16 protein-coding genes are annotated in these 22,564 nt (G+C 61.8%); 5 read left to right on the top strand and 11 right to left on the bottom strand.

What is annotated here, in order from left to right; genetic code table 11:
• Positions 1-5 precede the first annotated feature (5 nt).
• The 4 genes from U5A08_RS10755 to U5A08_RS10740 form a co-directional block, all read right to left on the bottom strand.
• Entirely contained in the window at positions 6-4,481 is a 4,476-nt protein-coding gene (locus tag U5A08_RS10755) for a condensation domain-containing protein (RefSeq protein ID WP_321851463.1), read from the bottom strand.
• A gap of 49 nt (positions 4,482-4,530) precedes the next feature.
• Positions 4,531-5,511 carry a TauD/TfdA family dioxygenase gene (locus tag U5A08_RS10750; protein ID WP_198865928.1) on the bottom strand — a complete coding sequence of 327 codons (981 nt, stop codon included), beginning with the start codon at positions 5,509-5,511 and terminating at the stop codon, positions 4,531-4,533.
• A 39-nt stretch (positions 5,512-5,550) separates the two neighbouring features.
• Complete coding sequence (locus U5A08_RS10745; protein WP_321851462.1) at positions 5,551-6,294, bottom strand: thioesterase II family protein; 744 nt, start codon at positions 6,292-6,294, stop codon at positions 5,551-5,553.
• A gap of 171 nt (positions 6,295-6,465) precedes the next feature.
• Positions 6,466-8,112, bottom strand: coding sequence for a cyclic peptide export ABC transporter (locus U5A08_RS10740; RefSeq protein ID WP_253394720.1), 1,647 nt, complete (start codon positions 8,110-8,112; stop codon positions 6,466-6,468).
• Positions 8,113-8,311: 199 nt separating this feature from the next.
• Between U5A08_RS10740 and U5A08_RS10735 the strand changes: the two genes are divergently transcribed.
• The 4 genes from U5A08_RS10735 (at position 8,312) to U5A08_RS10720 (ending at position 14,645) form a co-directional block, all read left to right on the top strand.
• Positions 8,312-9,223, top strand: a complete 912-nt coding sequence (locus tag U5A08_RS10735; protein ID WP_095021394.1) for an ABC transporter substrate-binding protein — start codon at positions 8,312-8,314, stop codon at positions 9,221-9,223.
• Positions 9,216-11,204, top strand: coding sequence for a Fe(3+)-hydroxamate ABC transporter permease FhuB (gene fhuB / locus U5A08_RS10730; RefSeq protein WP_321851460.1), 1,989 nt, complete (start codon positions 9,216-9,218; stop codon positions 11,202-11,204). The genes U5A08_RS10735 and fhuB overlap by 8 nt, the downstream gene beginning before the upstream one ends.
• A 160-nt stretch (positions 11,205-11,364) precedes the next feature.
• A complete protein-coding gene (locus tag U5A08_RS10725) occupies positions 11,365-12,384 on the top strand; it encodes a GNAT family N-acetyltransferase (protein ID WP_321851459.1) in 1,020 nt (339 codons plus the stop codon).
• Positions 12,385-12,476: 92 nt separating this feature from the next.
• On the top strand, positions 12,477-14,645 hold the full coding sequence (locus U5A08_RS10720) for a TonB-dependent siderophore receptor (RefSeq protein WP_095021391.1): 2,169 nt from the start codon (positions 12,477-12,479) through the stop codon (positions 14,643-14,645).
• Positions 14,646-15,477: 832 nt separating this feature from the next.
• On the opposite strand, the gene U5A08_RS10715 is transcribed toward U5A08_RS10720, so the two are convergent.
• The 7 genes from U5A08_RS10715 to U5A08_RS10685 form a co-directional block, all read right to left on the bottom strand.
• Positions 15,478-15,843: an avidin-fold protein gene (locus U5A08_RS10715; protein WP_253394717.1), complete on the bottom strand. Its 366-nt coding sequence runs from the start codon at positions 15,841-15,843 to the stop codon at positions 15,478-15,480.
• Between the two features lie 234 nt (positions 15,844-16,077).
• Positions 16,078-16,479, bottom strand: coding sequence for an ExbD/TolR family protein (locus U5A08_RS10710; RefSeq protein ID WP_083333778.1), 402 nt, complete (start codon positions 16,477-16,479; stop codon positions 16,078-16,080).
• 1 nt (position 16,480) lies between these two features.
• The gene (locus tag U5A08_RS10705; RefSeq protein ID WP_083333779.1) at positions 16,481-17,203 is read right to left on the bottom strand and encodes a MotA/TolQ/ExbB proton channel family protein; all 723 of its coding nucleotides are present in this window, start codon (positions 17,201-17,203) and stop codon (positions 16,481-16,483) included.
• A gap of 86 nt (positions 17,204-17,289) precedes the next feature.
• A complete protein-coding gene (locus tag U5A08_RS10700; RefSeq protein ID WP_169886300.1) occupies positions 17,290-18,102 on the bottom strand; it encodes an energy transducer TonB in 813 nt (270 codons plus the stop codon).
• 47 nt (positions 18,103-18,149) lie between these two features.
• On the bottom strand, positions 18,150-19,175 hold the full coding sequence (locus U5A08_RS10695) for an ABC transporter substrate-binding protein (protein WP_169886298.1): 1,026 nt from the start codon (positions 19,173-19,175) through the stop codon (positions 18,150-18,152).
• Positions 19,176-19,212: 37 nt separating this feature from the next.
• On the bottom strand, positions 19,213-20,001 hold the full coding sequence (locus U5A08_RS10690; protein WP_083333782.1) for an ABC transporter ATP-binding protein: 789 nt from the start codon (positions 19,999-20,001) through the stop codon (positions 19,213-19,215).
• Between the two features lies 1 nt (position 20,002).
• Positions 20,003-20,875: an ABC transporter permease gene (locus tag U5A08_RS10685; protein ID WP_321851458.1), complete on the bottom strand. Its 873-nt coding sequence runs from the start codon at positions 20,873-20,875 to the stop codon at positions 20,003-20,005.
• Between the two features lie 361 nt (positions 20,876-21,236).
• On the opposite strand from U5A08_RS10685, the gene U5A08_RS10680 reads away from it, so the two are divergent.
• On the top strand, positions 21,237-22,325 hold the full coding sequence (locus U5A08_RS10680) for an LLM class flavin-dependent oxidoreductase (protein WP_321851457.1): 1,089 nt from the start codon (positions 21,237-21,239) through the stop codon (positions 22,323-22,325).
• The last annotated feature ends 239 nt before the right edge of the window (positions 22,326-22,564 follow it).

Here is a 22,564-nt window from a genome sequence, read left to right as displayed (position 1 = left end):
TGTCCTTAAACAGAGAGGCCGGCCGACTGGCCAGAGCGCTCGACGGTGCCTTCGGCAGCGCTGTCAAACACGCTGCGGTCAGTCATTTCGCCCATGGCCACGACGATCCGCCGTGGGCCTTCGAACGGGTCGCGGGCATGCGCGACGAGCATGTTGTCGAGCATCACCACGTCGCCACGCCGCCACTCGAAGCGCACGGCGCAGGCTTCGTAGAGCTGGCCCAGTTGCTCCATCACCGCGTCGTCAATGGGCGTGCCGTCACCGAAATACACTTGGCGCGGCATGTGCCCGGCACCGACGATGCCTAGCAGGTCGCGGCGCACATCGGCTTGCAGGCAATAGTCGTGGTGCAACTGGACCTGATTGAAGAATGACTTTTCCCCGGTGTACGGATGGCGGATCACCGCAGGGCAAGGCGTGCGGGTCTGCAGGCCGCCGTTGGCCAACCATTCGAGTTCCACGCCTTGCTCGCGGCACGCAGCCTCGACCACGGCACGCTCGTCGGTCTTGTAGAAGTCGCGCCAATCCACGTCGAAGCCCGGGGTGAAGGTGCGCACGTACAACAAACCCTTACGCTCGAAGACCTCGGCCAGCTCGGCCGGCAAGGCGCGATACATGGCGCGGCAGTCGACGATGGGCGTGGCGCCACCGACCGGCGATGGCAGCTCGCAGAAGAACCACTGCTTGCGCGGCCAGCGGCGCAGGTGTGCGCTTTCGTTGTGGAACAGGATCATCTGCTGCTCGGGGTAAGGCGTGGAGCGGTAGGTGTTGCGCCCGCCTTCCTTCTTCGGCAAGTCGCCATAGGCGCCATACAAGCCCGGCTGGATGGCCTCGGCGAAGGCCTCAAAATCCTGCGCGGTGCTCAAACCGAAGCCACGGAACAGCAAGCCGGCATGACAGCGCAGCTTGGTTTCGATGAACTCGCGATGCTGGCTGGCCCAGACACAAGGGTCGAGGTCGGCGCTGACCGGCTCGATCACCAGGGGGAACTGACTGTCGGCATTCAGCGGCGTGCAACGTACCGCAGATTCGGCAGCGGACGGCGCGGCCTGGCGGGTGAAGGACTTGAGCTTGTCGCGCTTGGCCTCCAGCCGCGAGCGACCACTGGCCGGGGCGACAGGCAGGGGTTGCAGGGCGCGGAGGGTCAACGCGGCGAGAGGCTGGTCGGGCGCGGCGAGAATTTGTTCGAGCAGGTCGACCCAGGCATCGGCCCAGCAGCGTACCCGAGCCTCGTCGAGGATCGCGGTGGCAAACACCCATTCGCCCCCCAGGCCTTGGGCGTTGGGGGTGAGGAACAGGGCCATGTCGAACTTCGAGGTTTGCGCCGGCACGGCGAGTAACTCAGCGCTCAGCCCCGGCACGGCGAACTGCCCGCGCGGCATGCTGTGCAGTACAAACAGCGCCTGCACCAGCGGGTTGCGCTGGCGTTCGCGAGCGACGCCACTGGCGTCGAGAATCTGCTCGAAGGGCAAGTCCGCCTGTTCGAAAACCGCCAGAGAATCCTCGCTGACGTGGGCCAACCATTGGCTGAACGACTGCTCCTCACGGACATGAGCACGCAGCGGAACGATGTTGACGAAGAAGCCGATGATTTTTTCCAGCTCGGCGCGCGGTCGACCGGCGATATCCGTGCCGTAGACCAAATCGTCCTGGCCGGTGACGCGATGTAACAGCCAGTCAAAGGCCCCGCGCAGGACCATGAACAGGCTGGCGCCGTGGGCCCGGCCGAGTATTTCAAGACGCGCGACTTGCTCGGCGCTGAGCTGGAAGGTCACGCTCGCACCGGCGGTCTGTTGCGTCGCCGGGCGCGGACGGTCGGTGGGAAAGGCCAGTTGCTGCGCTGCGCCGCGCAGGTAATCACGCCAGAAATCTTGTTCACGCTGACGCTCGGCGCTGCCGGCCTTGGCATTCTGCCACGCCGCGTAATCGCTGTACTGGATGTTCAATGGCGCAAGCGACGGTTCGCTCCCCGTCAATTGTGCCTGGTAAAGCGCGCCCAGTTCCTGGACCAGTACGCCGAATGACCAGCCATCGCCGATCAGGTGATGCATGCTCAGTAACAGGCAGTGCTCTTGGCCGTTCAGTCGCAGCAGCGTAACGCGCAGCAACGGCGGCCGTTGCAGATCGAACGGTTGCCCCGCTGCCTCGGCTTCGGCCACGGCCAGCGCGGTGGCCTGTTCGGCGTCGTGCAGACCACTTAGGTCGAGCAGCGGCAACGCCAGCTCAACCCGGTTGGCACAGTGCACCAGCGCCACGCCATCCGACCCCGGCACGAAGGCGCTGCGCAGGCTCGCTTGGCGCTGCATCAAATCGCCCAATGCGGCATGCAGGGCGTCCACCCGAAGGTCGCCGCACAGGCGTAATCGGGCGACCATGTTATAGGCTGCCCGGCCCTGTTCGCCGCCCAACTGCTGTGCCAACCACAGACTGCGCTGCACCGGCGACATGGGCTGCGGCCCGCTGGCATGCATGCTCTGCAACGGCACGCCGACGGCCAGACGCGGCGCGGCGTCAACCATGGCGGCCAACTGGGCAAGCGGTTTTGCGGCGAATAGCGCGCTCAGCGGTAACTCGACATTGAACTCGGCACGCACTCGCGACACGACTTGCACGGCGGCCAGGGAATGACCGCCCCTGGCGAGAAATACGTCGTCGCGGCTGATCTCAACACCCTCAAGCACCTCGGACCAGATCGCCGCCAGGCGCTGCTCGGTATCGCCTTGGGGGGCGCCGCCGTGCCCGGTGGGGACCAGGCCGAGTACCGGACGGCGGTAGACGTAATAGGCGCCCAGTTCGCCGGTTTCCAGGCGCTGGCGGCAGGCCGAGCGTTGCAGTTTGCCACTGGTGGTCTTGGGCAACGCAGCCGGCTCCAGCAAGGCGATGACGCTGGCGGGTTCCTGCTGGGTTTCACTGACCACCCGGTCGATGGCATCGATCAACGTCTGCGGGTCGAATTTCTTTTGCACGTTGCGGCCAATCTCGGCGGCGATGCCGATGCATTCTCGGCCGTCGACCTGTACCGGGAACGCGGCGACGCGGCCTTTGCGTACCGCTTCGACGCCCTGCTCCACGGCTTTTTCGATGTCTTGTGGGTAACGGTTCTGGCCGCGAATGATGATCACGTCCTTGGCCCGCGAGGTGATGAACAGACCACCGTTGTGGAGAAACGCCAGATCACCGCTGCGTAGCCAACGCCCATCGGGCAAGTCGAGGAAGGTCTTGGCGGTGGCCTCGGGATTGCGCCAGTAGCCACGCGCGACGCTAGGGCCGCGCACCCAGATTTCGCCGACCGTGTCTTGCGCGACGGGTTGCAGGGTTTGCGGGTCCATCAGGCGCACCTGATCGTCGAACAGCAGCCCGCCGCTGCTGACCACTTCGGTGCCGGACGGATCGGGCACCACCCGGCCATGGGCCAGCTCTTCGTGGTCGACATGCAGTGTGTAGTAGGGGCCACCCCGGGTATTACTCGTGACCATCAAGGTCGCTTCGGCCAGGCCGTAGCAAGGGTGCAGCGTGGTTGCCGACAGCCCCGCCGGCGAGAAGCGCGCAACGAAATCGGCCAGGGTATCGGCACGTACCGGTTCGGAGCCGCAGAACGCCACACGCCACCGGCTCAAGTCGAGCTCGGCGAGCAGGCTGTCGCGCACGCTTTCGGTACACAGGCGGAAGGCAAAGTCCGGACCGCCGCTCAAGGTGCCGCCATAGCGGTGGATCGCTTCCAGCCAGCGCGCCGGCCGGGCGAGGAAGTGCTGGGTGGTCAGCAATACCAGCGGCACGCCGGCGTAGATCGGTTGCAGCATGCCGCCGATCAGGCCCATGTCGTGGTACAGCGGCAGCCAGCTGACAAATACGTCGCCCGGCCGGGTGCCGAAGCCCATTTGCAGCAGGCGCTGGTTGTCCAACAGGTTGGCGTGAGTGACTTCAACGCCCTTGGGTTCGGAGGTGGAGCCAGAGGTGTATTGAAGCATGGCGATGGCGTCGCCCGGCACTTCACGTGACTGCCAGATCTGGGCCGGCTGGGCCTCAAGGTCCTGGACGCTTGCCACAACCGGCAGGTTCGCCAGGGCGAGGCCGTCACGCAATAGCAGGGAGGCTTCCAGGGCCGCCTGCTCGCAGATAATCAGCGAGGGCTCCGCATCCATAGCCATGCCTTGCAGGCGCTCGGTATGGAACTGGCGATTGCGCTCCGGCGGATAGGCTGGCACCGCGATCAACCCCGCATACAGGCAGGCGAAAAACGCCACGATGTACTCCGGGCCGTTGGTCAGCAGCAGGAGCACCCGATCACCTTCCTCGGCGCGTTGCCCAAGGCAGGCGGCCAGGTGACGGACCCGGGCGTCGAGCTGGGCGTAGGTGAACAGCTCGGTGGTTTCGTTGCCATCGCCGAGAAAGCGCAGGGCCAGTTGCTCGCCTTGTTGTTCGGCGCGCTGCGCCAGCATCTCGATGAGGGATTGGGGTTGAGGCTGATGTGGGATGGCCATGGGGCGTCCTCCTGCAATCGCAAAAAATTCAGTAAAAGTCGAGGGCTGTTCAGCGCACGTCGGCGCCATGCGGCTCGGCCATGGCTACCACCACCTTGCGCGGTCCCTGGAAGGGCCCACGGCCGTGGGCGGTGAGCATGTTGTCGAGCATCAGAACGTCGTTGTCCTGCCAGGCGAACTCGACTTGCTCCTGCTGCATCACGCCACGGATGTCTTCGAGCAGGGTCTCTTCCAGCGGACTGCCGTCGCCGTAATAGACGTTACGCGGCAGGTCCTCCTCCTCGACCAGGTCGAGCAGCGTTTCGCGTACTTCCTCGGGCAAGTTGGACACATGAAACAGGTGCGCCTGGTTGAACCACACCGCGTCGCCGGTGCGCGGATGGGTGGCCACCGCCTGACAGACCTGACGCGTGCGCAGGCCACCCTCTTCCTTCCATTCCAAGCTGATGCCATGGGCCTCGCAGTAGGCGTGCACGACACTGCGGTCCTCGGTGTTGAACACCTGCTCCCAGGACACGTCCAGGCCGTTGCCGTAGTTGCGGGTGTACATCAGGCCTTTGGTGGCGAACCGCTCGCGAATCTGCTCGCCAACCCGCCGGTAGATCGCGCGGCTGTCACCAATCGGCGTCGCGCCACCCACCGGCGATGCCTGCTGGCAGAAGAACCAGATTTTCATGGGCCAGTCCCGGGTGTAGGCCTGCTCGTTGTGCAGCGGGATATGCTGGTGCGGCGGGTATTCGGTGGAGGTATAGATCCCGGCGGCGACGTTGCTGCGCGGCGTGGAGCCGAATTCATAGGTGAGCAGGTCCGAACCGAAGCCCACGGCGAAACGGCGAAAACGCTCGGCAGTCTGCACGTCAAAGCCACGCAGCAGCACGCCACCGGCACTGAGCAGTTGCTCATCGATCAACGCCCGCAGATCGGGCAGGCAAGCCGACAGATCAAGGCCGGGCTCACGGGCCTCGATCAGCAGGGGCAACGGGGTACTGGCGTGGCGCAGGGGCCGGATGTCGAAACGTGAATCAAGCATGGAAGACTCCGCGAAACGAGGAAGACGGTGCGGCATGGGTCAGCCCAGGGCGCGCAAGGAAGGGAGTGAGGGACGCTGTGCCTGGGCCAGCGCAACCAGGCGCCGTAAGAAATCGTCGCGCTGGCGGTGCAGGAAGAAATGTCCACCGGCGCACATATCCAGCTGGAACGGCCCACTGCATTCAGCTTCCCAGGCCGCGAGAGCACTGACCGCGACGCTGTCGTCACGCCCGCCGAAGACATGCAGTGCGCACGGCAAAGGCCCGCGGCAAGGCGGTTGATAGCGGTCGCCAAGCAGGAAGTCGGCACGCAGCACTGGCAGCACCATGGCCAGCAATTCGGGGTCATCGAGTACTGCCTGGGGCGTACCGTCGAGGCGGCGCAGTTCGGCAATCAACTCGGCATCGTTCATGGGTTGCGCATCCGGCTTGCCGTCGCGCTGGCTGGGCGCGGTACTGGCCACGGCGATCAAGCCGCTGGGCAGCTTAATCCCCAGGGCGCCCAGCGCATGGGCCACTTCCAGGGCAACGACACCACCGACGCTATGGCCGAGCATCAGGTAAGGACCGTCGATCAGCGGCGCCAACTCGCTCGCCAGGCTCGCCGCGAGGCTGGGCATGTCCACCTGCAACGGCTCATCACCACGGCGACCATGGCCGGGCAGCTCGACTGGCTGTACATCGAGCCAGGCCGGCAAGGCGGCACGCCACGGTGCGAAAGCCATGGCGCTCGCACCAGAACAAGCGAAGCAGAACAGGCGGATGCGATCGGGGGCGACAGACACGGCAAATCTCCTTGGAAGCAATCGACAAGCCGGACCGGCCTTGCCTGGAACACTGCTAATAAGGACGAAAGAAATGCGCGGGGAATTAAGTGTCTTTGATAAATATTGTTATTTGCGGGGCAGGATTGGACTCGATTGTGGGGAGGGATGTCTCGTGCCTCCCCACAATCTTTAAACTACCGGCTGCAACCCAGCCGCCACGACAGGCACCTGGTGCTGGACGATCTGGCCGCGCTCGAGCTTGATCAACTGGTCGGCCAGGTGGAAGTAGCGGTCGTCATGGGAGATGACCAGCAGCGTCTTGCCCTGGGCGCGCAGCTCGGGCAGCAGCTCACAATAGAACACCTCGCGGAACGCCGGGTCCTGGTCGGCGGCCCATTCGTCGAAGATGATCACTGGCCGCCCTTCGAGGCAGGCGACGATCAACGCCAGACGCTTGCGCTGGCCCTGGGACAATTCACGGGTGGAGAACGAACCGTTACTGACGCTGACTTTGTGGTCCAGGTGCAGCTTGGCCAGCCATTCACTCACCTGGGTATCCAGGCTGGAGTCAGGGGCCTCGAGCAGGGTATCGAACAGGTGGAAGTCCGAGAACACCGCCGAGAACAGCTGGCGATAGTCGTCCCACTCGCCCGCCGCCACCGGCCGGCCATCGACGCGCACCTCACCACTTTCCGGCCGGTACAGGCCGGCGATCAGCTTGGCCAGGGTGGTCTTGCCACTGCCGTTACCACCAACCAGAAAGGTAATCTCGCCAGGGTTTAGGGTCAGCGCCACCGGGCCGAGGGTGAACACCTCATCCTCTCGCTCGCTGAAATAACCATGGGTCAGGCCATCCAGCTCCACTGTCACGCCTTTGGGCAGCACGTCAGGAATCGGGGTTTGCAGTTGGGTTTCAGCCTTCAACTCCGCGAGCGTCGTTTCGATGCGCGCACTGGCGACGCGCGCCTGGCTCATCTGCGGCAGGTTCAGCAGCACCCCTTCCAGCGGCCCCATCATGTACAGGAACACCATCACGTAGCCGGTGATCACCGCCGTATCGGAAGGAATCCACAAGCGCAGGAACAGCACCACGCCGATCAGCACCAGGAACAGCAAGCGCCCCCAGCCGCCAGTGATGGCGAACAGCATTAGGCCCTTGGCACGGTTGTGACGCACTTGCTCGACAGCCTTGACGAGCACTTCATCGAGAAAGCGCCTTGCCTTGGAGCGGTTGAGCTTGAGCTCCTTGGCACCCGAGACCATGGCGTCGAAGTGACTGAAGAGTTCGTCCTGGCTGGAACCCGCCTTGCGGAAGTACTGGAGCATGTGCGAATGGCACAGGTGGTAACCCAGCGAACCAAGACCGATGGCCAGCACCGAGACCAGGAAAATCGCCCACGATAGGTACGCCAGGTACCCGAGGCAACCGAGCACCACCACGGCACTGGTCACCAGCATCGGGAAACCGGTGAAGAAGTTCGACAAGGTGGTGGTGTCGTCGGCCAGGGCGGCCTGGATGCGCCCGCGCCCGGCCTTTTCCAGACCGCGCAGGGGCGCGGCAACCACATGCCGCGAGATGTGCAGGCGCAGGGTGGCCAGGCCTTGCTGGCTGAGGTGGGCGAACAGCGTGCGGGACAGCACTTGGCTGCCCATCACCAGCGCTATCACCAATACGAAAGGCAACGCGTAGCCGGCCAAGCCGTCCAGCGGTGCATTCAGGGCCTGGTTGATCAGCGCCACCAGCAGCACGTTGGCCAAACCGCAGACCAGGCTTGCGCCAATGGCCACGGCCAACCTTGTGCGCGAAGCGCGGACCAGCATACCGAACAATGACATGGTGTCTCCTTGGGGTCGGCTGGCGCAGGCCGTCACGCCGTCGCCGTCGATAGAGTGGGGTCACTGGAGTAAACGAAGCCTGCGGGAGATTCTTTAGGCTGCGCCGGCGGCATTATTACAGGTATTGGGAATTATATGCTGTTGCTATAGACTCGTATTCTCGTCAAGAGGCGACCTGCCTGCTTCGGAGTCTGTTGCAATGCTCATTACCCGTCGTCGAGCCCTGACCGGCCTCGCGTTGTTGCCGGTCGCGCTGTGCGCCTCGACCCTGGTCCGCGCCGCTGGCCCTAGATTGCCGAAAGTCGATATCGTCAGTTTCGAGCCCGCCCTCACCGAAAGCCTGCTAGGCCTGGGCGTAGCCCCCATGGCAGTGGTCAACGCCGGTTATTATCGCGAGTTCGTCGCCTATCCGGAAATGCCCGACGACGTCCTGGACCTGGGCCCGAGCATCGAGCCAAACCTGGAGTACCTGCAACGCCTGAAGCCTGGCTTGATCATCGGCACTTCCTGGCAGTTGGAAGGTACCTTGCTGCGCCGCATCGCGCCGTTGCGCACCTTCGATATCTACACCTCGAACGCCCAGCCCTATCGCAACGCCGGCCAGGTGATGCTGGACCTCGGCGCCCTGGTGGATCGACGCGACGAAGCGCGCGCCTTGCTGGAACAGACTGACCGCCTGCTCGACGACTTACGCGCCAAGCTCACGTCGATCAGCGACCGTCCGGTGTATATCGCACGCCTCAATCCAGACGGCCGCCACCTACTGCTGTTCGGTGCCAAGGGCATGTACCAGGCCGTCCTCGAAAGGTTGGGTTTGCGCAACGCCTACCAGGGGCGCACCAACGCATGGGGCGGCAGCCCCGCGGTGGGCATCGAGACGCTACTGGAACATCCGGAGGCCTCATTGCTGTATTACACCAACCCCCGCGAAGCCGTGGCGGCGCAACGCCGGCTGAACAACAGCCCAATCTGGCGCGCCTTGCCGATGATCCGCGAGGGCCGCATCCAGGCGCTGCCCCGCTTCTACCCAAGTGGCGGTTTGCTGACCGCACAACACCTGGCCCTGTCGATCACCGAGCAACTGCTCACCATGGAAGCCAACCATGCCTGACAGCACCTCACGCCTGCGCCGCCAACCGGTATGGCTGGCCCTCGGCCTGTTATTCATCGCCCTGGCCCTGAGCGCCCACCAAGGCAATTCGCTGCTGGCCGATGCCTCTTGGGAAAATGCCATCGGCCCAGTGTCACCCAGCGATCTGCCCACGTTGCTGGTGCGCTACAGCTATCTGCCGCGCCTGGTCATGAGCCTGCTGGTGGGCGCGGCCCTGGCCTTGGCCGGGGTGATGTTCCAGCAAGTACTGCGCAACCCCATCGCCGAGCCGACCACCCTCGGCGTCGCTTCCGGCGCCCACCTGGCGCTGGCCGCCTGCGCGATCTATGCGCCAAGCCTGCTCGACGGCGGGCAGGAAGGCGTAGCGCTGGCCGGTGCCGGCCTGGGCATGCTGGCAGTGCTGGGCCTGGCCTGGAGCCGGCGCTTGTCGCCGGTGGCGCTGATTCTTTCCGGGCTGATCATCAACCTGTATTGCGGGACCCTGAGCACCTTGCTGGTGCTGGCCAACCACGAGGTCTTGAGCAATCTGTTCATCTGGCAATCGGGTTCGCTGAACCAGAACAGTTGGCAGGATGTGTATCACCTGGCACCGCGCCTGGCGGTGGCGGCCTTGCTCGCCGCCCTGCTCGCCCGCCCGCTGGCGTTGCTCGGCCTCAACGATGCGGCGGCGGGCAGCCTCGGTTTGTCGCCCAACCGCCTGCGCCTGTTGGCCCTGGCGGTAGCGGTGGGCTTGAGCGCCAGCGCCATCGCCAGCGTCGGAGTGATCGGCTTCGTCGGTCTGGCCGCCCCTGCCCTGGCCCGCTTGGCCGGCGCCCGCACCTTGCGCCAGCGGCTGGTCTGGGCCCCCCTGTTCGGGGCCTTGCTGCTGCTGCTCGCCGATCAAGTGGTGCAGGCGTCAGCAGCACTGCTGGGCGGAGAAATGCCCACCGGCATCTTCACTGCATTCCTCGGCGCACCGCTGCTACTGGTGCTGCTGACCCGCCTGCATGAAACCCGCGTCGCTCCACCAACCCAACGCGCCGCTGCTCACGTTACCTCGCTTAAACGCACGGCGTGGATACTGCTCGCGGTGCTGGCAGCGTCCGCGTGTCTGGCGCTGACCTGGGGACGCGGCCCGGATGGCTGGTATTTCAGCGGCGGCGCGGAGTTCGACGCCTTGCTGCCATGGCGTGCGCCACGGGTGGCCGCCGCGTTCGCCGCGGGCATCCTGCTGGCTCTCGCCGGCACTCTGATGCAACGCATGACAGGCAACCCCATGGCCAGCCCGGAAATGCTCGGTGTCAGTTCCGGTGCCGCGCTGGGCGGTATTCTTGCCTTGCTGGTAGTCCCCGGTTTCAACCCATTAATACTGCTGCTGGCGGCCACGTTCGGCGCCCTGCTTGCCCTGCTGGCCATTGTCACTCTGAGCTGGCGCAGCGCCTTCGCGCCGGACCGCATGCTACTTACCGGTGTCGCACTGAGCACTTTGCTCAATGCTTTCGCCGCACTGTTCATGGTCAGCGGCGATTCCCGAGTGTTACTCATGCTCAGTTGGATGACCGGCTCGACCTATCGTATCGACGCCAGCCAGGCGGTAGTCATCAGTGCCCTGGCGGTGCTGTTCCTGCTGGTAACCCCCCTGTGCAACCGTTGGCTTTCGATCATGCCACTGGGCGCCGAGCGCACTCGAGCGCTGGGTATTTCCCTGTCCGGCAGCCGCCTGGTCTTGCTGTTACTCACCGCAGTAATGACAGCCGCCGCCACCCTGGTGGTAGGCCCGCTGAGCTTCATCGGCCTGATCGCACCGCACATGGCGCGCCTGCTCGGCGCGCAACGGCCTATCGCGCAATTGCTGCTCTCGGCACTGCTGGGCGGCACGCTCCTGGTGCTGGCCGACTGGTTGGGGCGCAACCTGGTGTTCCCGTGGCAAATCCCGGCCGGGATGTTCGCGACCTTCATCGGCGGTCCGTATTTCATGTGGTTGCTGGCACGTAAACGCTGACAGAGCTTGAATGCAGGCTAATTTAATAAAAATCTAAATAGTTAAGATTCCCATTCGTTAAAAACTTACATAAGCTATGGCCTGGACGAACTCAGCAGGTCAAGACCCAGCAGGTTCCTGCGGGTCGGCATACGTGAGAAACCACTAATGGAGAATCATCATGACCACGCCGAACTTCACCCTACATCTGGCTGACGGCCGCAGCGTGATCGCCCAAGTGTCGGACGATGGCAACGGCAGCCTGGCCATCGCGGGCATCGACCCGGTGCATTTCCGTCGGCAAGACGGGTACGTGCTACTGGAAAACATGCCCGAAGCGTTCCCCATCAGTGGCCTGCTGGCGCTGCTCGGCCAAGTCTTCTGCAATTCGTCCCGCGTCCCGATGCTGGAAATCAGCGCCCCGCTCGCCCTCGAGCGCGCACGCGATGCCATACGCCAAGGCGTATTCGACACCCTGCTTGGCCATGACGGCCATATGGCCCGCCTGGCATGCGCGCGCAGCAGTTTCTGGCAACACCCCCTGCCCTGGCTTACCACCAGTTCTGCCGCAGGTATGCCGGTGCGCTACACCTTCAGCGGCGACAAACGTCACCCGCAGCGCCCTCCGATCCCACACGGCGAGGTCTATCGCCGCGAACTGCCCGGCCTGAACACCACCTTCAGCCTGCGCACCGTAGACATCGGACTCGACCTGGAGCGTTTCAACCGCTGGATGAACCTGGAGCAAGTCGCGTTCTTCTGGGAGCAAACCGGCAGCCTGGACGAGCATGCTGAGTACCTGCAGCAGATGCTTGACGACCCGCGTGTCTTGCCGTTGATCGGCAGCTACAACGACGAGCCCTTCGCCTATTTCGAGATCTACTGGTGCAAGGAAGATCGCATCGCACCCTATTACGACGTGCAAGACCACGACCGTGGTTGGCACGTAGTGGTTGGCGAGAGCAAGCACCAAAGCGCCGGCAAGCTCAAAGGCTGGTTCCGCTCACTCATGCACTACATGTTCATCGACGAACCACGCACCCAGCGCATCCTCGGCGAGCCGCGGATCGACCACTCCCGGCAGATCGGTTTCCTCGAATCTCAAGGCTACGGCCGGCTCAAGACCATCACCCTGCCGCACAAGAAAGCCGCCCTGCTGCGCTTGGAACGCGAGACGTTCTTCGACGATTACTACCCCTGACCGCTCACCGTTGGCCGCCCGCTGCCTGATGGGGATCGAGTAACGAGCGGCCTGATGCTTACCCACTAAAAACACCACATTCAGGAGCCTCCATGCACGCAAAAAACGTCTTCGACTATCATCCGTTGGCGCTAGCCTTGTTTCTCAGCAGCCTGTCACTGACCGCAGCCCACGCCGCCGACAGCAGCGATACTGCGGCGCCAGGCGGCACGCTGGTGCTGCAGGAAACCAACATTAATGCGAAGGCGATCGAGAACCCGACCGGCCAGGTCACCGGCCCAGTAGCGACGCGTAGCACCAGCGCGAGCAAAACCAACTCGGCGATCAAGGAGATTCCGCAGTCGATTTCGGTCATCACTCGCGATGAAATGGACAACCGCAAGACCGACACCCTGGCTGAAGCCCTGAGCTACACGCCGGGCGTGATTGCACAGCCGGGCGGTTTCAGTCGCGTAGCTGATGACTTCGTGATCCGTGGTTTCAACGTGGGTTCGGGCACCGGCGGTATCCTGCGCGATGGCATGAAACTGCAAGGCAGCGTGTATGACGGGGGCATCGAACCCTACGGCCTGGAGCGCGTGGAAGTCGTCAAGGGCGCCTCTTCGGTGCTGTACGGCCAACTGTCGCCGGGCGGCCTGATCAACACCATCACCAAGCGTCCGACCGACACGCCCTTGCATGAAATCAACGTTGAATATGGCAGCCATGCGCGCAAGCAGTACAGCTTCGACCTGGGCGGCCCAATCGACGACGAGGGGAAGTTCTCTTATCGCCTCACAGGCCTGTGGCGCGACAGCGACACCCAGACCACCGACGCCGACGACGACCGCCGCTACATCGCACCGGCCTTCACCTGGCGCCCAAACGAGGACACCTCGCTGACCGTCCTGGCCAGCTATCAAGAAACGCGTACCGGTTTTGCACCACCGCTGGACTTTGACCTGACGACCTCGTCAAGCGCCAATTACCCCAAGGTCGACCGCGATTTGTACACTGGCGAGCGCGGTTTTGATCATTACAACAACTACACGACCACGGTCGGCTACCTGTTTGAACATAACTTCACGCCTGACCTGAAAGTCCGTCACGCTCTGCGCCACTTCGATGCCGACCTGAGCTGGGACTACATGCAAGTCGCCGATACCGGCAGCACCGCCTTGCGCAACCAGGGCCTGCTGGCACGCCGGGCGAGTATCCGCCGAGAGCGCTCCGAAGGCTGGACCAGTGACAACAACGTGGAATGGACGCTCAACAGCGGCGGGTGGCAGCACACTCTGCTGGCTGGCGTGGACTACTACCACAAGACCTACGATTCGCATCGCTTCTCCAGCGCCAACTCCATCTTCAACCCGGCCAACCCGGTGTACGGCGCATCGACGCGCATCACTTCCGCCGACAGCGGCTCGGACCTGCATAGCGCCCAGTCAGGCGTTTACCTGCAGGACCAGATCAAATTCGACAAGTGGACCCTGCTCTTGGGTGGTCGCCAGGATTGGGCGGAAAGCCGCACCTACGCCAATGCCACCGGCGCACGCACTCCACGCACCGACAAGAAAGCCACTGGCCGCGTAGGCCTGGTGTATGAAGCGGACAATGGCCTGGCCCCATACGTCAGCTGGAGCCAGTCGTTCCTGCCGGCCAACGTATTCAACGCCAACGCCGACACCTCGTTCAAGCCGACCGAGGGCGAACAGTACGAAGTGGGCGTGCGCTATACCCCGCCAGGGACCAATGCACTGTTGAGCGCCGCAGTGTATGACCTCAAGCAGAAAAACTCGCTGAGCACCGACCTCTCCGGCAACACCGTGCAGTTTGGTGAAACCCGTTCACGCGGTCTCGAGCTGGAGGCAAAGGCGGAGATTACCCCTAACCTCAGCACCACCGCATCGTATACCTACACCGACTCGAAGATCACCGATGACTCCGTCGCCAGCCGGGTGGGGACGCGCATCGACGGCGTGCCTTACCACATGGCCAACCTGTGGGCCGACTATCGCTTGAGCGCTCTGGGCCTGTCCAAGGTCGTGATCGGCGGTGGCGCCCGCTACATGGGCACCAGCCGTACTTCCAGCTCGGACAACGACGAGAAGGTTGATGCCTACACCCTGTTCGACGCCAAAGTCAGCTACGAAGTCGACAAGAACTGGACTGTGGCCATGAAGGCGCAAAACCTGACCAATGAAAAGTACCTGTTCTGCAACGCCTCGTGCCGCTACGGCGACGAGCGCACGCTGATCGGATCGGTCAACTATCGCTGGTAACAGGCTGATCGCAACCCAACGAGAACGCTCTTTGATGGGGAATGCCATTCACTTGAGCATTTGAGTCCAAGCCGGGCTTATCTGAACATCCGATGCCAGACCTCTGGCATCGGATTTTTTATGTCTGCTCAACAGAACTTACTCGACCCAGGCCAATGGTCTAGACGCTGTGCCGGCAACAAACACGGTCAGTGAGGAAGCGGCGTCAACCCGCCGTGGCCGAATGCTTCGAACGCAAACACCAGATTCATCCGCAACGCGGGTGGGGCAGTTTTCAATCAGCGCAAACTGCGTAGTCAATACCCGTGATTCGGGCGTGCCGAATAGACATTTCTGAGAGTGCCATCACGAGCGCCTGAACAGAGTCAGGGCCAGATGCTCATCTCGCTACGCAAACTGCTCCAGCAACAAACCGATTCCGCACGCGTCAGAATCCTGGACTCAAACGCACCGGATAGTGCTGGATTTCAGTGGTTCCCGCCGGAACGAAAAAAGGACCCGAAGGTCCTTATTTCAATCGCTTACAGAATTCAGTGGAACTCTGCAGCGCTATGTTTGGAGCGGGAAACGAGACTCGTACCTGGTGTCCGACCCATTGAAATATAAGGGGTTTCGTTTATTCCTGAAGTAGGAATGGACTTGATTCTGGACTTGTTTTCAGGGTGTATCAAGAGCAAAAAAGGAGTGAATCCACGCCACGCTATTGGATTCTACCTATAGCCAAATGACGATTTGGGCGGCTACAAAGCCAGCCTTGCACTCGGCGTCATCGAGATTGGCTGCATGTGCTAAGCGCAAGTTCTTCGATCTGTAATCTAATAATCCTTAGCCGCTATGCGGCAAGCTCGACGTAGCTAGACTCCCCTCCTCCAGTCGCACCCGACAACCACCCCCATACGAAGGTCAGCGTGGTGCGCCCTGCGTGATCAACGCCTACCGTGCCACGCGACCAGCCGGCAAGAATCTCGCCATCCGTAGTCAAGCACTGAAAAAGAAGCTCAATGGTATCGGGGCCTGTCGCGCGCCCGACTTGATTACCCATGCGAATTCGGCCGCCTTGGTAAGTGCCCGAAATGGCATTTTCCTCGACATGGTAGTGAAATACTGTACCTGCACCGGATAGTCCGTGGGCGTTGTCCGCTACCGTAAATCGGTGATTGTTCAGACGATCGCTGATTTGTGAAAAGGGAGTTTCCATAAATGACGAGTCCTTTAGTCGATATGTTCCATTCCAGCCTGATTATCTTAAGCCATTTTGTCGCGACTGATCTGATGCAGGCACTGCTTTGGCTGTCTCTGGAGCTTCGAACTCACGACGATAAAAAGCAAGATGGATTCACCGCCCGCTTACAAACAGCTAGCAGAGATCGCTCGCCAAACGCGGCCTCCCCCATAATTCACCGCCCCACCTCTAATGCTATAAACCCGAATCCTATTTCGCCGTAATCACCGACAACTTGGTAATCCCCGCCCGCTCGATCGAGGCCATCGCCCGCGCCACTTCGCCATAATTCACCCCGTTGTCGGCTTGCAATTGCACGCGCACGTCAGGGTTTTTCGCTTTGGCGGCTTGCAGGTTGAACTCGAGCAGATTCGGCTGGATTTCGTCCTTGTTGATGAACACCTTGCCCTTGTCGTCGATGCTCACCACCAGCGGATCGTTCTGTTCCACCGGCGCCACCGCTTCGGTCTTCGGCAGGTTGATCGGGATCGCGTTAGTCAGTAGCGGCGCGGTGACGATGAACACCACCAGCAATACCAACATGACGTCCACCAAAGGCGTGACGTTGATTTCGCTCAGCACTTCATCGCTGTCTTGTGTGGAGAAGGCCATCTCAGGAGGCCTCCTTGACTTTCTGCCCGGCGACGGTGGCGCCGGACTTGCTCAGCACCGGGTGCAGCAGCACGCGGAATGAATGTTTCTGCGCCAGGCTATAGAAGTCGTGGGCGAAGTCATCCAGGTCCGCGGAGGTCAGTTTCAGACGACGCAGGAAGTAGTTGTAAACCAGCACCGCCGGCACCGCGACAGCGATCCCCACACCGGTGGCGACGAGTGCGGCACCAATCGGTCCGGCCACGGTTTCCAGGCTCGCCGAGCCCGCCGCACTGATGCCTTTCAAGGCCGACATGATGCCCCAAACAGTCCCGAAAAGACCGATAAAGGGCGAGGTGCTGCCAATGCTGGCGAGGATCGCCAGGCCCGTTTCCAGCGAGCGTCGTTCACGCACGATCTGCTGACGCAAGGCACGTTCGAGACGGTCCTGGTGATTGATCGACTGGCTGAGGTCGGCGTTCTGGTGGTCGCTAACCTGAATGGCCGCATAACCTGCCAGCGCCACACGGGCCGCAGCGCCAGGCAGGCTGTTGGCGAAATCGGCGGCAGAGTCAAGGCTTGAAGCGGCCCAGAATTGCTTATGGAATTTTCGATCCTGCGTCTTGAGTCGGGTGAACTGCACGCCCTTTAACAAGGCCAGGCCCCAGGTCGCAACGGAGAAGAGGATTAATAGCCAGATGACGGTGTGTTCGATGGATTCGAAGGGGGATGCGATCAGGTTCATGGTCAGGCTCTCCAACTAGGCATTAAATCGGTTGTAGCGATGCGCCTTTTGTCAGGTGGCCCGCGGTGTCTGTCTATAGGATTGAATTACTTTATTTTGAAGTCGATGGGCACACTGACCCAGCCGTCCTGGGCGACATCGCCCTGCTTGGCTGGCACGAAACTCCAGCGTTTGACGGCTGCCAGTGCGGCGTCGTCGAGTTGATCGCGGCCGCTGCTTTTTTGGATCTGGATCTCACCGGGCTTGCCGCTGGCCAATACATGCACCCGCAACATCACTGTACCTTCCCAGCCGCGACGCATCGCCAGCGACGGGTATTCCGGTGCCGGGTTCTTTAAGTAACCGGCGCTGGCCGACGCCGGGGTCACCGGTTTCGGCGCTGGCGGTGCGGGTGGCGCTGGGGTGGCGACCGGTTGCGGCGGTGCTGGCGGTGCGGGTGGCTGCTCCACAGGTTTGGCCACGGGTTTGGGAATCGGTTTAACCACAGGCTTGGGCTTTGGAATCGGTTTCGGAGGTGGCGGCTTCACGGCCAGCTCATCTTCAACCGGCGGTGGCGGTTCGACCACTGGCTGCGGAATCGGCTCGGGCGGTGGTGGCTCCACCACCGGTGGCGCTGGCTGCGAGAACTCAATGGTCATCGGCGGGATCTCCGGCGGCACCACGGGCAGTGCCGGCGGTGGGTTCTGGTTGACCCAGACAATCACCGCGCCGTGCAACACCAAGGCAAACACCCCGAGCAAGACTCCTTCACGGCGACTCAACACCCGCTTGGGCGTGCTGTGCAGCCGCGACAGCGCCAGGGGTTCCCGGAGGACCCGGCCAAGGTCGAGCAGTTCGCCGCGGGATGCCGGGTGTCGGAACACCTCGAAGGCATTGGTGGCGCTCTGGACATTGCCCATTTATTTACTCCTGTTAGCCTTTGGATAGAACATGCGCCGGCACCGGATTACCGCGCTGGCACCGATTGAGTCACCGTCAAAGGCGTCAGGGAGAACACCTCAGTGTCCGTCAACTTTTCCACCTCGACGCGATGCGGAAAGATCTTCTTTTCCACGAACAAATCGTCGACTTGCTGCAACGCCTGCACATCCCTCGGCTCCACCGGCAACAGCGACTCGTCGCCCCAACTGCGCAGCCGTTGAGAGACTTCAAGCGGGATATCGTTGACCTTGGCGAAGACCCGAGCGTACTCGTCCGGGTTCTGTCGGGCCCACTCGAAGGCCTTGGCGAAACGCTGCAACACGTCGCTCAGCGCCTTGCGCTTGAGCGGGTCGGTGAGCACTTCATCGGAAGCCGTGATGAAGGTCAGCCCGGTGTTGATCCCCTCGCCGCTGATCAGCACCCGCGCGCCCTGCTGCTCGGCAAATGCCTGATAGATACCGAAGGTGGCCCAGGCTTCGATCTTGCCGGCGTTGAATGCGGATAAAGCGTCGGTCGGCAGGACGAACCCGACCTTGACGTCCTGTTCATCAACACCTGCGTTGGCCAGCGCGCGAATCAACAGGTATTGGGAAATACTGCCGCGGGCCGAAGACACCACGACATTTCGGCCTTTCAAATCGGCAACGGTGCGGATATCCGAATCGGCTGGAACCAGGATCGCAATGCCCCTTGATTGACTACGCCGTACCGCTACGATGCGCAATGGCGTGCCCCCGGTCGCGGCGGCAAGCACCGGGGTGTCACCAGCCGGCCCCAGATCGACGGCACCGGCGCGCAAAGCTTCGAACAAGGGAGCAGCACCCTGGAAGTTCGCCCATTCAACTTTGTAGTCGATACCCTCCAACGCATTCGCCGCCTCGACCACGGTGCGCAAGCCCTTGGCTTGATCGCCCAGAATCAGCTTCACGCCGGACAAGTCTGACTTGGCAGCGGATGAAGATTGAGGCGCAACCGTGTCACCGCAACCGCCGAGCAACAACGCGACGCTGGACAACAACACCAACGCAGATTTCCGAACGAGGATCGGCATAACAGAACATTCCCGTGTCAATGAATTGGAAGCTGCATCAGCCATGGGCAAAACGCCGGACAGTGCTGTTCGTGAGCTGACGTTCAGCCACGGCAACGGTTTCCACTTCAACCCCCAACAAACTCAGCAAGCGCGCGCGGATTTCCTGAAAACCCTCCTGACCGGTGTCTCGAGCTCGCGGCAGATCGATCGACAATTGTTCGGCGATCTTGCCGTTGGCCAGCACGATCACCCGGTCGGCCAGCAGGATGGCTTCGTCCACGTCATGGGTGACCAACAGCACCGCCGGGTTGTGTTTGCGCCACAACTCGATGATCAGCCGATGCATGCGAATCCGCGTCAGTGCATCAAGCGCAGCGAACGGTTCGTCGAGTAGCAGCAGCTTGGGTTCGCGCACCAGCCCACGGGCCAGTGCCACGCGTTGCGCTTCACCGCCGGAAAGCGTCGCCGGGTAAGCTTCAAGCCTATGGGCCAGTCCCACTTCCGTCAGCGCCTGCACCGCACGAGCCTTGGCGTCCGGGGTGTGCAGACCGAGAATCACATTCTTCCAGGCGCGCTTCCACGGCATCAATCGGGGCTCCTGAAATACCGCGGCCCGTGCCTTGGGCACCAGCAGATGACCGCTGTCGATACTGTCCAGGCCAGCCAGGCTGCGCAGCAAGGTGGTCTTGCCCGAACCGCTGGCCCCGAGCAGCGCGACGAATTCGCCCGGTGCGATGTCCAGGTCCAGGCCATCGATGACCCGCTGCTGGCCAAATTGGCGCACCACATTACGCAGTTGCACCGGTGCTTCTGACTGCAGGTTTTTTGCCGCGATAGTCGACATGTCAGTTCCTCACAAAAGATGGGCGCCAGGCCAGGGCAAAACGCTCCAGCGTGCGGATCAGTCCGTCGATCAGCAAACCGAGCACGCTGTAAATCAGCAGGCAAATGACGATCACGTCGGTGCGCATGAAGTCCCGCGCATCACTGGCCAGAAAACCGATGCCGGCGGTAGTGTTGATTTGTTCGACGAACACCAGGGCCAGCCAGGAAATTCCAAGCGAGTAACGCAAACCAACAAAGAATGAGGGCAAGGAGCCCGGCAGGATCACATGCCAGATCAACTCGCGACGATTCAGGCCCAGGGTGTTGGCGGCCTCGATCAATTTGGGGTCGATGTTGCGAATCCCGGCGAACAGGTTCAGGTACACCGGGAAGGTCGTACCGGTGACGATCAGCGCGATCTTGGTGAACTCGCCGATGCCAAACCAGAGAATGAACAACGGCACCAGTGCCAGGGAAGGAATGGTGCGCAGCATCTGCATCGGCGAATCGAGGATTACCTCACCGCGCTTGGACAGGCCGGTGATCAGTGCCGCGACGACACCGACGCTGACGCCGATACTCAAGCCCAGCAGCGCGCGCTGCAGCGACACCAGCAAATGCTTGCCCAGCTCCCCGGACACAATCATCGCCCAAAGGGTGCCACCGATTTGCGAGGGTGCGGCGATGATCCGTTGTGGGATCAGGCAGAGCTGCGACGCCAGTTCCCACAAGAGCAGCAACGCAATCGGGCTGAGCAGGCGCAGAAAGACTTCGGGGGTTCGCCAGTTGTGTAGCCAGTCGGGGATCAGCTTCGACGCACCCTGGCTTTCAACAGCCTTGCTGACGGAAAACGAGCTACTAGTGCTCTGCGTATCGAAGGTCTTTTCGGTCATCAGGCTTCCTTCCTCATCAAGAATATGGCTTCGGATTCATGCTATTCGCATAAAAAACGCCAGTGAAATTCTTTTTAGGAATAACCTAATATGATTAAAAATCAGATATAAAATAATCCAGATAAATTATTTGCATAATTAAACGCTGCAACCCACGTCCTGTGGCGGATGCATTCCTGACGCCGATTAAAATGCGCATTCCTGATATCTATTATTTTTTATGATTCATTTAATTAATAATTAACTTAGAACAAAACGGCATTTCACAGCCCTGCCCCCCTGCGCCTACTTTCGACGTCACAGACCGACCCCTGCCCGGTGGAGGCTTGAATCACGCCTATCCAAAGACAAGGAACCCAGCATGAGCATCGAATTTATCGGTTACATCGGTGGCCACCAATCCTCGGAAACCCAGCCGCGCAGCGGCCCGGTGTTGCAGCCCGAATATGTGGAGACCGTCGCCCGCGCCCATGAGGAAGCCGGTTTCGACCGCGCCCTGGTGGCGTTCCACTCCAACAGTCCGGACAGCACGCTGATTGCCTCCCATGCCGCCAGCGTGACGAAAAAGCTGAAGTTCCTGATTGCCCATCGACCGGGATTCGCCGCCCCGACCCTGGCCGCACGACAGTTCACCACCCTCGACGTGTTCAATGGTGGGCGCACTGCCGTGCATATCATCACCGGCGGCGATGATCGTGAATTACGCGCCGATGGAAGCTACATCGGCAAAGACGAGCGCTACGCCCGCACCGATGAATACCTCGACGTGCTACGTCAGGAATGGACCCGCGAAAAACCCTTCGACTATCAGGGCAAGTACTACCAGGTCGAGGGTGCGCACTCGCAAGTGAAGTCGCCACAACAGCCACACATACCGCTGTATTTTGGTGGCTCATCGGCGGCGGCCATCGCGGTGGCGGGTAAGCATGCGGACGTTTACGCGCTGTGGGGCGAAACATACGAACAGGTGCGCGAAGTGGTGAATCAGGTGCGCGCCGAGGCGGCCAAACATGGGCGCAGCATTCGTTTCAGCCTGTCGTTGCGACCGATTCTGGCCGACACCGAAGCGCAAGCCTGGGAACGTGCCGAGCGCATCCTGCAACAAGCCACAGCATTGGCCGAACAGAACGGCTTTGTTCGGCACGAACCACCGAACGAAGGCTCCCGGCGCTTGCTGGCGGCCGCAGCCCAGGGCTCGCGTCTGGATAAGCGCCTGTGGACCGGGATCGCCGGCCTGCTCGGCGCACAAGGCAATTCGACCTCTCTGGTCGGCACCCCGGAACAAGTCGCCGAAGCCCTGCTCGACTACTACGACCTGGGCATCACCACGTTCCTGATCCGCGGCTTTGACCCACTCAACGATACCATCGATTATGGCAAGCGCCTGATCCCGCTGACCCGCCAATTGGTGGCCGAGCGTGAACGGCAAGCGGCAGAAAAAGTGGCTTGATCAGTAGCGATTCCGCACGTAATAAAAAGGAGCTTACCTTGCGGTAAGCTCCAATTATTAATGCCTGGCATTAAACCTGTGGCGAGGGGGCTTGCCCCCCGTCGGGTCGCATAGCGACCCCTGCGCCCTTTCATTCAGATCGAGTGGTCTGGATTGTCGACTGCTTCGCAGCCGATCGGGGGCAAGCCCCCTCGCAACAAGAAATCCTTTCGCCACTTTTCTTTGCTACTGTCTTTGCA

Origin of the sequence: Pseudomonas paraveronii (genome assembly GCF_963681955.1) — a bacterium.
Classification (GTDB): domain Bacteria; phylum Pseudomonadota; class Gammaproteobacteria; order Pseudomonadales; family Pseudomonadaceae; genus Aquipseudomonas; species Aquipseudomonas paraveronii.
This window is presented reverse-complemented; position numbering and strand designations above follow the sequence as displayed.

Excerpts from the sequence above, each read along its gene's own strand:
- U5A08_RS10755 (WP_321851463.1), bottom strand. The coding sequence starts at position 4,481 with ATGGCCATCCCACATCAGCCTCAACCCCAATCCCTCATCGAGATGCTG.
- U5A08_RS10750 (WP_198865928.1), bottom strand. The coding sequence starts at position 5,511 with ATGCTTGATTCACGTTTCGACATCCGGCCCCTGCGCCACGCCAGTACC.
- U5A08_RS10740 (WP_253394720.1), bottom strand. The coding sequence starts at position 8,112 with ATGTCATTGTTCGGTATGCTGGTCCGCGCTTCGCGCACAAGGTTGGCC.
- U5A08_RS10735 (WP_095021394.1), top strand. The coding sequence starts at position 8,312 with ATGCTCATTACCCGTCGTCGAGCCCTGACCGGCCTCGCGTTGTTGCCG.
- fhuB (WP_321851460.1), top strand. The coding sequence starts at position 9,216 with ATGCCTGACAGCACCTCACGCCTGCGCCGCCAACCGGTATGGCTGGCC.
- U5A08_RS10725 (WP_321851459.1), top strand. The coding sequence starts at position 11,365 with ATGACCACGCCGAACTTCACCCTACATCTGGCTGACGGCCGCAGCGTG.
- U5A08_RS10720 (WP_095021391.1), top strand. The coding sequence starts at position 12,477 with ATGCACGCAAAAAACGTCTTCGACTATCATCCGTTGGCGCTAGCCTTG.
- U5A08_RS10715 (WP_253394717.1), bottom strand. The coding sequence starts at position 15,843 with ATGGAAACTCCCTTTTCACAAATCAGCGATCGTCTGAACAATCACCGA.
- U5A08_RS10710 (WP_083333778.1), bottom strand. The coding sequence starts at position 16,479 with ATGGCCTTCTCCACACAAGACAGCGATGAAGTGCTGAGCGAAATCAAC.
- U5A08_RS10705 (WP_083333779.1), bottom strand. The coding sequence starts at position 17,203 with ATGAACCTGATCGCATCCCCCTTCGAATCCATCGAACACACCGTCATC.
- U5A08_RS10700 (WP_169886300.1), bottom strand. The coding sequence starts at position 18,102 with ATGGGCAATGTCCAGAGCGCCACCAATGCCTTCGAGGTGTTCCGACAC.
- U5A08_RS10695 (WP_169886298.1), bottom strand. The coding sequence starts at position 19,175 with ATGCCGATCCTCGTTCGGAAATCTGCGTTGGTGTTGTTGTCCAGCGTC.
- U5A08_RS10690 (WP_083333782.1), bottom strand. The coding sequence starts at position 20,001 with ATGTCGACTATCGCGGCAAAAAACCTGCAGTCAGAAGCACCGGTGCAA.
- U5A08_RS10685 (WP_321851458.1), bottom strand. The coding sequence starts at position 20,875 with ATGACCGAAAAGACCTTCGATACGCAGAGCACTAGTAGCTCGTTTTCC.
- U5A08_RS10680 (WP_321851457.1), top strand. The coding sequence starts at position 21,237 with ATGAGCATCGAATTTATCGGTTACATCGGTGGCCACCAATCCTCGGAA.